The sequence below is a fragment of the Brevibacterium sp. UMB1308A genome (assembly GCF_030230605.1).
Taxonomy (GTDB): domain Bacteria; phylum Actinomycetota; class Actinomycetes; order Actinomycetales; family Brevibacteriaceae; genus Brevibacterium.
In genome coordinates, this window is sequence record NZ_JASPDO010000004.1 from 117,260 (window position 1) to 127,673 (window position 10,414).

The 10,414-nt window shown below is 61.0% G+C and carries 9 protein-coding genes and 1 pseudogene; 8 read left to right on the forward strand and 2 right to left on the reverse strand.

The genetic code is table 11. The features are described from left to right. Position 1: 1 nt before the first annotated feature. Positions 2 to 259: a helix-turn-helix domain-containing protein gene (locus QP868_RS03720; protein WP_041630930.1), complete on the reverse strand. Its 258-nt coding sequence runs from the start codon at positions 257 to 259 to the stop codon at positions 2 to 4. Between the two features lie 293 nt (positions 260 to 552). Here QP868_RS03720 and QP868_RS03725 point away from each other — a divergent pair, with 293 nt between their 5' ends. The 6 genes and pseudogenes from QP868_RS03725 (at position 553) to QP868_RS03750 (ending at position 9,128) form a co-directional block, all read left to right on the forward strand. After that, on the forward strand, positions 553 to 1,146 hold the full coding sequence (locus tag QP868_RS03725; RefSeq protein WP_035756504.1) for an ECF transporter S component: 594 nt from the start codon (positions 553 to 555) through the stop codon (positions 1,144 to 1,146). 37 nt (positions 1,147 to 1,183) lie between these two features. Beyond that, the gene (locus QP868_RS03730; protein WP_284925289.1) at positions 1,184 to 3,466 is read left to right on the forward strand and encodes an ATP-binding cassette domain-containing protein; all 2,283 of its coding nucleotides are present in this window, start codon (positions 1,184 to 1,186) and stop codon (positions 3,464 to 3,466) included. A 35-nt stretch (positions 3,467 to 3,501) separates the two neighbouring features. Continuing rightward, complete coding sequence (locus tag QP868_RS03735) at positions 3,502 to 5,244, forward strand: ABC transporter ATP-binding protein (protein ID WP_201612957.1); 1,743 nt, start codon at positions 3,502 to 3,504, stop codon at positions 5,242 to 5,244. A gap of 26 nt (positions 5,245 to 5,270) precedes the next feature. Next, on the forward strand, positions 5,271 to 7,001 hold the full coding sequence (locus tag QP868_RS03740; protein WP_284925294.1) for an ABC transporter ATP-binding protein: 1,731 nt from the start codon (positions 5,271 to 5,273) through the stop codon (positions 6,999 to 7,001). A gap of 270 nt (positions 7,002 to 7,271) precedes the next feature. Further along, positions 7,272 to 8,501 (forward strand): annotated as a pseudogene (locus QP868_RS03745) (IS256 family transposase). Positions 8,502 to 8,879: 378 nt separating this feature from the next. Next, entirely contained in the window at positions 8,880 to 9,128 is a 249-nt protein-coding gene (locus QP868_RS03750; protein ID WP_284925290.1) for a thiamine pyrophosphate-dependent enzyme, read from the forward strand. A gap of 8 nt (positions 9,129 to 9,136) precedes the next feature. Here the strand turns inward: QP868_RS03750 and QP868_RS03755 are convergent, their stop codons facing one another. Next, on the reverse strand, positions 9,137 to 9,361 hold the full coding sequence (locus tag QP868_RS03755) for a hypothetical protein (RefSeq protein ID WP_239530883.1): 225 nt from the start codon (positions 9,359 to 9,361) through the stop codon (positions 9,137 to 9,139). Positions 9,362 to 9,379: 18 nt separating this feature from the next. Here QP868_RS03755 and QP868_RS03760 point away from each other — a divergent pair, with 18 nt between their 5' ends. Both QP868_RS03760 and QP868_RS03765 read left to right on the forward strand, forming a co-directional pair. Further along, positions 9,380 to 9,943 carry a hypothetical protein gene (locus QP868_RS03760; protein WP_350309962.1) on the forward strand — a complete coding sequence of 188 codons (564 nt, stop codon included), beginning with the start codon at positions 9,380 to 9,382 and terminating at the stop codon, positions 9,941 to 9,943. Positions 9,944 to 10,146: 203 nt separating this feature from the next. Further along, positions 10,147 to 10,414 (forward strand): siderophore-interacting protein (locus QP868_RS03765; protein WP_284925291.1); only part of this gene is annotated, 268 nt, incomplete at its 3' end.

Sequence of the window (10,414 nt, forward strand, 5' to 3'; positions counted from 1 at the left end):
CTCACTCATTACGACCGTCGCCGGTTCCTTCCTCATAACAGTCTTCAAAAGCCAGAATGTCGTTGGGTGAACAATCCAACGCTTTACAAATCCGCCCAAGTGTCGCGGTGGTAACCGTCTGATTTCGACCCAGCTTCGTGATGGTTGATGAGCTCAGACCGGCAAGGTCTCTAAGCTCGCCCTTCCGAATTCCTCTGTCGATAAGCAATTTCCAGAGGTTTCTATAGTCCTCGCGAGGCGCGTTCGATGTGTCAACCATGCAGCCAGAATACCATATCGCATGACTATTCGTGCGATACAGCCAGCTTTGATCAAGGTGTACATTTGGGTATCGCATGACGCCCTACCGATACTTTTTACACCCTCGGGTGCTGCAGTGACTCGCAAACCCGGATCAGCTCTGCCCAGAGATCCTCAGCGGTCACTTTGCGTCCTTTCAAAACGCGAGAAACCCCTCGAGCTGCGTCTCTACGTAGGCTCAACGTCTAGCTCAAGGGACTTGACCCCGGTCGGGAGTTAGGTTAGGCTTACCTAAGTGGAAGGAGGTTTGCTGTGACAGACCGATCCGGTACAGTTCGACGCTCAGCTCGCGGAGGATTAACCGACTCAATTCTAGGTACCCGAAATCTCATGATGGTGGCCTCCCTGTCGGTGGTCGGCCTCATCATCCTCATCCCACTGAACTACATCGCGCCGGCGGGTGCGGCTTCGCAGAGCGCAGTCTGGCTCGGGGTGTCCCTTCTCGGACTTTGGGTCATTCCCTACCTCCTTCCTCTGGCCGTTGTGCGAAGGCCGGGCGCTTCGCTGCTGGCCGCGCTGATCATCGGAGTTGTGAGCGTATTTACTACTCCCACTGGGCCTGCCGCGATTGTCGGTAACGTCATTGGCGGGCTCCTGGTTGAGTTTCCCATGGCGTTGATGCTGTACCGGAAGTGGACGTGGTGGGCGTATCTGATCTCCGCCGCATTCTTCGGGGCATTTAACAGCCTGTTGTACCTCACGCTGCTCAAGCACGCGGTGGGAATCTCGGTATCGGGACTGATCGTGCTGGTGGGAGTCACGTCGTCCGTCATTGGCGGTTTGGCCGTCGTCGGACTAACCCGTTTGCTCAACAATGCAGGCGTAGGCGTAGACCATCGTGAGTGAAAGGCTGGCCTCCACTTTGAGCAGCGAGCAACGGTCTGTGAGCGAGTCCGCGCGGGCGCTCCTGGCGGTTGAGGATCTTTCCGTTCACTACTTGGGTCAGGACCGGTGGGTGCTGCAACGTCCAAGCCTGGTCCACCTGAGCGGTCAGGTAACGGCCGTCATTGGGCCCTCTGGATGCGGTAAAACTACCTTCGTCCGAGCCGTGTGCGGCCTTGCGCCCCACTGTCTGCCGTCCGAATACTCCGGCAGCGTTCAAATTGTCGGCGCCGAAATCGCCGACGCCACGGTCCAGTTGATCGCTACCAATGTCGCCTACGTGGGACAAAATCCGGATGCCGCAGTCATTACCCGTACGGTGTATGACGATGTCGCGTTTGCGCTGCAGAACCTCTGCCTGCCTGTTCCTGAGATTGATCGACGGGTACGCGAGGCATTGGCTGCGGTTGGTCTGGAGACCAAGCTGTGGGAGAGCCCATGGAGATTATCGGGCGGCCAACGCCAGCGCCTAGCGATCGCGGTAGCACTGGCTATGCAGCCCCGCTTACTAGTCCTCGATGAGCCAACATCGATGATTGACACGCAAGGCACGGACGAGTTTTACAGCGTCATCCAACAGCTGGTTAGCGATGGCGTGGGCATCGTGGTGATCGACCATGACCTCGACCCGGTCCTACCCCTGTGCGATCACGTCATAGCGCTCAACGCGCAGGGCGCGGTGATCGCGCAGGGAACTCCACATGGGGTTTTTCTCAGCCATACCGCGGAACTTGAGGCGTGCGGAGTGTGGCTGCTCCGTGCGTTACGCGACGAATCCCCGCACCACGCCTTGACCTGCGAGCAGGCGGGCATTCGAGTTCCCCGCATCACGGATATCTGTGGTGATTCGGTGCAATATCAGCGGCGCACCGAAGCAGGATGGGAAACCATCGATGCGATTGACACGCTCGACGGTGGAGGCAGCGCCACGGTAGAGCTGGCAGATTTCTGTGTTCCCGGACGTTCCCCAGCTATCTCTATGCGGCTACGGGGTGGCGAGTTTATCGCCCTTATAGGGCCGAATGGCGCAGGCAAAACATCCCTGCTCGCGGCGCTGGCGGGTCTCATACCATCAAAGGCACAACGCGCTACGGTCTGCGGAGAGGTTGTGCGGCGAGGGCGGCACCAGGTCGGCTACGTGTTTCAAAACCCGGAACATCAGATGGTTTGTTCCACCGTGGCTGGCGAAATCTCCACGGGGGATGTTTCCGCGTCTAAAGCCGAGGCTATTGTGGAGCAATTCCATCTCTCCCAGTATCGAGACCAACACCCGTTGACTCTCTCAGGCGGCCAGATTCGTAGACTATCGGTGGCTACGATGGTCGCCGAGAGCCGCGATGTGATTGTCCTTGACGAGCCCACGTACGGCCAGGACTGGGCGAATACCTGCGAACTCATGGCCTTCATCGACGAACTGCGCGCTGAGGGCAGAACCGTCATCATGGCCACCCACGACCTAGAACTTGCCCTATCACGCTGCAGCCACATCATCGCGCTACCTGCTGCCGTTAGCGAAACTCGTGAAAACGCCGCATCCGCAGCACCAGCGAACCCGCCTTCGCCGTCCGTGCCCCGTGGACTCTTCTCATCGTTCAATCCTGTGACGTTGCTATTGGCGCTAATCCCGGCGATGGTCATGGTGTTCGTATGCAAGGACCCGGCCGTCAATGTTGGAGTGCTCATCGCAGCGAGCCTGGCCATGGTAGCCGCGAGAGCGAGTCGCGCTCGAACGGTCATGTCACTGCTAGCACCCTGGGTCATCGCAGCTGTGCTACTGCCGGTGTTCCGCTACAACTACACCATTGAAGAGGTCAGCCCACTCTACAATCACGGTGGCGAGCTTGCGGCAGCGAGCGGTATCGGGGCACTGTTGTCCCTCATGCTGCTTTCAGGCATCAGCACTCATCCGGAAGCGCTGCTTCGCACGTTGACGACGACGTTCAAGCTTCCCTATCGGGTCACTGCGGCGGGAACTGCGGCTGTCGCCTTCGTCACTCGTTTCCGGCAAGATTTCCAGCTGTTGCGCACAGCGCGGGCATTGCGGGGTATTGGGGCATCATGGGGGCCGTTAGCGCCCGCAATTCGATGGGTGGGTTCCCTCGTGCCGCTGGCGATCCTCGCCGTCCAGCACGGCGAACGGGTTGCCCTGTCGATGGATTCACGTGGCTTTGGCGCCTATCCGCGGCGCACGGAACTCCAACACACACCGTGGCAGGTGCGAGATTGGTGCCTGGTGGGCCTCCTTTGGGCCGTTACTGCGTTGCTGTGGTGGTGGCGCCAATGAACGTTTCGAAAGACTCGACTCGACAGGAGCCTGATGTGAGTATTTCCGTCGCCGCACTAATCCGCCCGGCCAAGGGCGCGATGGTCCTTTCCGCAGTCCTCACAGCCTTAAGCGCTATCGTCACGCTGGTGCCGTTCGTCGCCTTACACAACATGGCCGCGATCTGGCTTGACGGGCAGGTGCGCACCGGCTGGACCGGAAAGCCGTGGGTTTGGGCCGTGATAGCGGTGCTTTCGCTGTTCGTGGGCCAATTGCTCTACCTGTTTGGATTGGGTGTCACCCACGAGGCAGAAGCCAAGCTCCGACATCGGTTGCGCGGCAATGTGGTCCAAGCGCTGGGCAGTTTGCCCTTGGGTAGGGTCTCGCAGGTGCCGCACGGGGCCATCCGCAAGATGGTGTGTGACGATACCGCAGCCATCCATACTCTCGTTGCGCATGTTCCCGGTGATGTCACCAACGCCGTGGTCTCGATGGTCGTAGGCCTCGGGTATCTCGTGTGGGTCGATTGGCGACTGGCGCTCGCGCTCTTTGGAACGTGGGCCGTAGCGATCATGATCATCGTCAGCACGACCATGCGCGGCTATAGCGATATCACCGAGCGATTCGGACATGCCCAGACCGCACTGGCCGCAGCCACCGTCGAAATGCTTGAGGGCATTAAGGAGATCAAGAATTTCCAGGCCACCGATGCGACCCGAACGCGCTTTAACGCCGCCCGCCAGCAATTTTCTGCCATCTCCTTCGACTGGGTTCGTCGCTCCGGCAGAGCGATTAGTCTGCTCGGTTCGCTACTGCGTCCAGCCACGGTCTTCGTCACGGTCGCGTTACTGGCGGCGCTATTCGTCGCACAGGATTGGAGCACGCTGTCGGCGACGCTGCCATTCTTCCTGATCGCTCCCGGTATCCCGGAGGGGTTCACGGTGCTAGTCGGTCTGATGCAGCATATCTATGAGTCGCAGCTGGCGGCTCGCACCACGGCAGAGCTGCTTTCCGAGAAACCCATGCCCGAAGGCAGCCGCACCCAAGAAGAGGGCCCAAACCCCGGCCAAGTTGAGGTCTGTGAGGTTTCCTTCTCCTACGAGCCTGACGTGCCCGTTGTGCACGGTGTCTCCTTTACGGCTGAGCCCGGAACGGTCACGGCTCTGGTGGGCCCGTCGGGCGGAGGGAAGTCCACACTGGCCCGGCTGATTGCGCGCTTTTACGACGTCAATGATGGCGTGGTACGCATCAGCGGTGTGGATGTGCGCGAGGCGAGTTTTTCGTGGCTACTTTCCCGCGTCGCGATCGTCCTACAGGACGTAACGTTGTCGAACGATTCGGTCCATACCAATATCGCGCTGTCGAAACCGTCGGCAACGCGCGCCGAGGTCGAGGCAGCAGCCCGTGCGGCATGCATCCACGATCGCATTATGCGTCTGCCCGAGGGGTATGACACCGTGCTTGGCGAGGTTGGTGGCTTCCTCTCGGGCGGTGAGCGGCAGCGCATCACCCTGGCGCGAGCATACTTGCAGGATGCGCCGATCTTGATTCTCGACGAGGCCACCGCGCAAGCAGACCCCCAGTCGGAGCGTGCGATCCACGAAGCGCTCAGCACCTTGGCATCCGGGCGCACGGTGATCATCATCGCGCATCGACTCGCCACCATCCGAGACGCCGACCAGATCCTCGTGATTGAGGACGGCCACATCACTCAGCGTGGTAGGCACGAGGACTTGGTCGACCAAGCGGGGACCTATAGCGAGATGTGGCGGGCCCAAGAACTCCATTACATGGCCTAAGGAGAGACACGCTCATGTGGAAACTAATGATCAGGGTCGTCAACAGGGCCGAGTTGCGTACGTTGGTGGGCTGGTTCGCCTTCTCCGCTGTCCTACAAGGCATCACACTGGCGTTGATGATCCCCTTCCTTCGGGCATTATTCTCCCGCTCTGAAACCCTTGGCACCTGGCTCGTCGTCGTTGCCATCCTCGGCGCGATCACGGTGACGGTCGACACCTTCGCGATGTACCGCTCCTATCGGATCAGCGTCTATGAAGTATGCGATACCTTAATTGATCGCGTAGCAGATCATGTCTTGCAGCTGCCGCTTGGGTGGTTTAATGCCAAACGCGAAGCGGACGTGGCTAATGCGACATCCAAGGAGATCAACACCCTGTCGCATCTGGCATCAATGGTGATCCCGAACCTGTGCAACGCCTTCATCGTGCCGTTGGTGATGCTCGTTGCCACCGCATTCATTGAGTGGCCGTTAGCTGTGGTCATGGCAGTGTCGATCTTGCCGTTTATTCTCACGTGGCGGAAAATGTCGGCGGCAACAACCAGAGCCAATGACATGGAAGACCGTACCTCGGCCGCCGCAGCCGGCCGGTTGATTGAGTTCGCCAGGCTACAACCGGTGCTTCGAGCCACGGGTGCCGCGACGTCGTGGGACCCCGTACAAGAGACTCTGCAAGCCGACTCTGAGGCGACGTTGGCCGGGCTTCGGATCAAGGGCCGACCTGCCCAAGGATTCAACCTCATCGCTAACGTGACTTTCGCGGTGGTGCTCGCCTTGGGGCTGTCGTTCGTGACCGGAGCGCGTCTGGACCCGATTGCGTATCTGGTGATCGCGGCGGTCAGTGCGCGCATGCTGCTGCCGCTCACAAAAGCCGCGCTCTACGCATCTGAGGTCGATAACGCCGCAGTGGCGTTGCGCCAGATGGGAATAATCCTTGATGCCGCGCCACTTGCCGAACCTGATTCCGAGCAGGCACGGGAACCGCGTGGGACGTCGATTGAATTCCGAGGAGTGTCGTTTTCCTACGAGTCAGGCCGGCCTGTCCTAGACGATGTCTCGCTCACCGCCCCGCAGGGAGCAGTCACCGCACTAGTGGGGCCGTCAGGGGCCGGGAAGTCGACGATCTTGCGTCTCACCGCAAGGTTTTGGGATGTCGACGCCGGTAGCGTGACCATCGGTGGGGTGGACGTGCGCGAGATTCCAACCACGCGGATCATGGAGCTGACCTCGATGGTGTTCCAGGACACCTACCTGTTTGACACCACGATCCGGGAGAATCTGCGGATTGCCCGTCCCAATGCGACGGACGCCGAGTTGGAAGAAGCAGCTCGCAAGGCGAGACTTGATCGGGTGATTGAGGCGCTGCCTCACGGTTGGGATACCGAAGTGGGGCCTGCCGGGCAGAGCCTGTCTGGAGGTGAGCGCCAACGAGTGGCAATCGCTCGGGCATTCATCAAGGATGCTCCGATACTGCTGCTCGACGAGATTACCTCGGCGCTGGACGGCGAGAATGAATCGGCGATTAGCGACGTCATCAGTCAACTATCTGAGGGCCGCACTGTGATCGTGGTAGCGCACAGACTATCCACCATAGATAGCGCCGATCAGGTGGTCTTCCTCGAACCCTTAGCGGACGGTGCTATCGTCGCCGAAACCGGCACGCCTAAGGAATTGTCTAGTCGGCCCGGACGGTTCCACGATTTCGTGGCTGCCGCCGATGCGTCGTATCGTTGGCAGCTGAGACACACCTCAGATTAGCGGACGCGGTCCCGGTGCCAGGCGCCAAGCCCTAAACCCACAGCTCGAATCGGAGTACCTCGACACGTTTGGCACACGTGGGGGTGCGGACATGGCGCTAGTGGGATCATTTGCGAACAGCATCTCGCTGATGAGCGAGGGCGCTACTAATCACCAAGGGAGTTGAGTCCCTCATAGTGGTGTAGCGGGGTGGTCGTGCTGGACAGCAGGGCGGTCACCGTGTGATCCTCGAGTTTCGTCCCCTACAACTCACTCGCGAAAGGCCACACGATGACCGCTACCCATATTGTCGACCCTGCCGGGCTGCTTGGCGAACTGCTTGCCGAGGCGTCACCTGTTGCAGACTGTGATCAACGAGTTGCTGTCTGCGGATGCTGATGCGGTTGCAGGTGCCGAGTACGGCCGCCCAGATCCTGACCGACGTGCCCAGCGCAACGGCTACCGCCACCGGCCTCTCGATACCCGTGTTGGGACCTTGGACATCGCGGTCCCGAAACTACTCCAGGGCACCTATTTCCCTGAGTGGCTGCTGGAGCGTCGCAAGCGCGCCGAGTCCGCATTGATCACTGTTGTTGCCGACTGCTATCTCGCTGGAGTCAGTACTCGCCGGATGGACAAGTTGGTCAAGACGTTGGGAATCGACCGGCTGTCGAAGTCCCAGGTCTCTCGCATGGCCGCCGAGTTGGACGAGCACGTCGCCGAGTTTCGACACCGTCCACTAGGCGATGCTGGGCCGTTCACGTTCGTGACCGCCGACGCGTTGACGATGAAAGTTCGCGAGGGAGGTCGTGTGGTCAACGCGGTCGTCATGCTCGCGACCGGGGTCAACGCCGACGGGCATCGCGAAGTCTTAGGGATGCGGGTCGCCACGAGCGAGACCGGCCCGGCCTGGAACGAGTTTTTCGCCGATCTGGTCGCCCGAGGACTGTCCGGGGGTCCGGCTGGTCACCTCCGACGCCCACCAAGGCCTCGTGGAAGCGATCGCGGCGAACCTGCCCGGTGCCGTCTGGCAGCGTTGCCGCACTCACTACGCCGCGAACCTGATGAGCATCACTCCCAAGAGCTTGTGGCCGGCGGTCAAGGCCATGCTCCACTCCGTCTATGACCAGCCTGACGCCGATGCTGTTCACGCCCAGTTCGACCGGCTGCTGGACTACACCGCCGAGAAACTCCCCGACGTCGCAGACCACCTCGATGCCGCCCGCGCTGACATTCTCACGTTCACCAGCTTCCCGACCGAGGTCTGGTAGCAGATCTGGTCGAACAACCCCCACCGAACGGCTGAACCGCGAGATCCGGCGCCGCACCGATGCGGTTGGGATCTTCCCAAACCGGGAAGCGATTGTCCGGCTCGTCGGCGCCGTCCTGGCCGAGCAAACCGATGAATGGGCAGAAGGCCGCCGCTACCTCGGCCTGGAAGTCCTCGCCAAGAGCCGCCTCAACCTGATCACCACACCCACAACCACGACCGATGCCGACATGCCCGCACTCGCAGGCTAAAACCCCAAACGAGAGGAAAGCACCGTTACACCACTACAAGGGACTTGACCCCCAACTTGCTAAAAGCTTTGTAGTTGACTAGGAGTGCAGATGGTCGTCGGCCCACCTGCAAGAACGAATAGCAAGCGGTATCGTCTACAGGTAGAGGTGCTACCCGCATCATTTGTCGAGACCCCGCGTCTATTCTTGCGCGCGAGATCCCGACTGGTTCACCCCCTCTACGGACGCCAGCCGGGTAGCGACGTGCCAGATACTCAGCGGTACAGCAGGCTAATCTCCAAACGTCCGCGGCAGCCGGAAATCCCAGTTCATCGCCGGTATCGAAGCTGTTCGATGGCCCTGCTCCGCACTGGGGTCTTGTATCCAACGTGACCACTTGTGCGAAACTTTCATGCAACGCTGGATACAAACGCGCGCGAACTACTGACGAACCCGGACTTCGCGCTCATAGCGCAGTCCTACGGTCTGCACGGCGAAACCGTGCGCTCGACCGATGAGATCGTCGACACTGTCGAACGGGCATTGATGAGCCCGACCGGTGCACTGCTGCACGTCATCACCGACCCGACGCTGCGCGCCCCCTCCCCGGAGGTGCCGGCCGGGGTAATGAACGGAGACCGACCATGACACACACGTCACAGGCTGAGGCATTCCTCGCCGACTGGAACGTCCACTGCACTTTCGGTGCGGTGCCCGGCACCCACGGGGTCGACCGGCAGGAGGCCACCGAGCCCGACGGCCAGCAGCGCCGCTGGTTCGCAGAGCTCCTGCAGCGCCACGGGATGAAGGTCGTCCGCGATGAGATCGGCAACCAGTTCGGGCCGGTCGAACTCGACCTGGCCGCGTATGCCGAGATCCACGTCGAGCAGGGCCGCAACATGGACGAGGACGGCGTCACGCGCTGCTCGGGGCGGCCACGCTCATCGTTGCCGCCCGCGAGCTCGTCGACGACTACGAAGAGGGCGTTCTGCATTCCGCGGTCGGTGAGATCACCGTCTACCCGAACTCCCCGGTCGTCGCCAGCGAGGCCCGCATCCTGCTCGACCTGCGTTCACCGAGCATGGAGGTCATCGACAGCGCGGCTGCGAAGCTGCGGACGAGCATCGCCGAGGTGGAGGAGACCGTCGCTGTCGAGATCGACATCGTCCACGAGCACGCCTGGGACCAGAACCCCTGCCAGCCGGAGGGCACCGCGTTCCGTCGCCAAGGCATTCGGCCTGTCCCATGGCGAGGTGCTGACCGTGGCCGGTCACGATTCGACGAACATGAAGGACCTTGTGCTGACGGTGATGCTGTTCGTGCCGAGTTTCGAAGGCGTCTCGCACAACCTCAACGAGTTCACCAAGGACGACGACCTGCTCGCCGGTCTCGACCACCTCACCGAGGTGCTGCGACGGATCGTGACAGATCCCGCGGTGGTGGCCGAGGCCGGGAACGGCTGATGCTGGCATAGGGGCTCGAACAGAACGACATGCGGAAGCGGCGAGGTGCATCTTCGCCGCTTCCTGCTTCTTCCGGAGGCTGCTGGCCTCCGGGATTCCGTTTGTCCAGGCAGCGCCAGAAGCTGCTCGCGGTCGCGTCGACATCGCCGTGGGTTCCGGTGTACGATCCCTTTTAAGGTTAAGCTAACCTAAGAAAGGCTTACATGTCCAAACGAGGCAATCTGCTTGAGAGCACCGCGAAGTCGACGATCCGTGCGGTCTACTCGCGGTCCATGGCGCTGCCACCGGAGCGCGACCACTGCCCCCAGTTCTCCGCTCGCGTCACCGCCGTCACCGACCTGACGCCGGCGTTCCGCCGCGTCACGATCACAGCCTCGGAGATCTCAGACGTGGCGCTGATGGGTCCGGATGAGTATGTGGGTCTCTTCATGTCGCCGCCCGGGCAGGGCCTCCAGATGCCCGACTACGCAG

Bases quoted from the DNA above. Each gene is read 5' to 3' on its own strand.
- QP868_RS03720 (WP_041630930.1), bottom strand. From the start codon at position 259: ATGGTTGACACATCGAACGCGCCTCGCGAGGACTATAGAAACCTCTGG.
- QP868_RS03740 (WP_284925294.1), top strand. From the start codon at position 5,271: ATGATCAGGGTCGTCAACAGGGCCGAGTTGCGTACGTTGGTGGGCTGG.
- QP868_RS03760 (WP_350309962.1), top strand. From the start codon at position 9,380: ATGGACGAGGACGGCGTCACGCGCTGCTCGGGGCGGCCACGCTCATCG.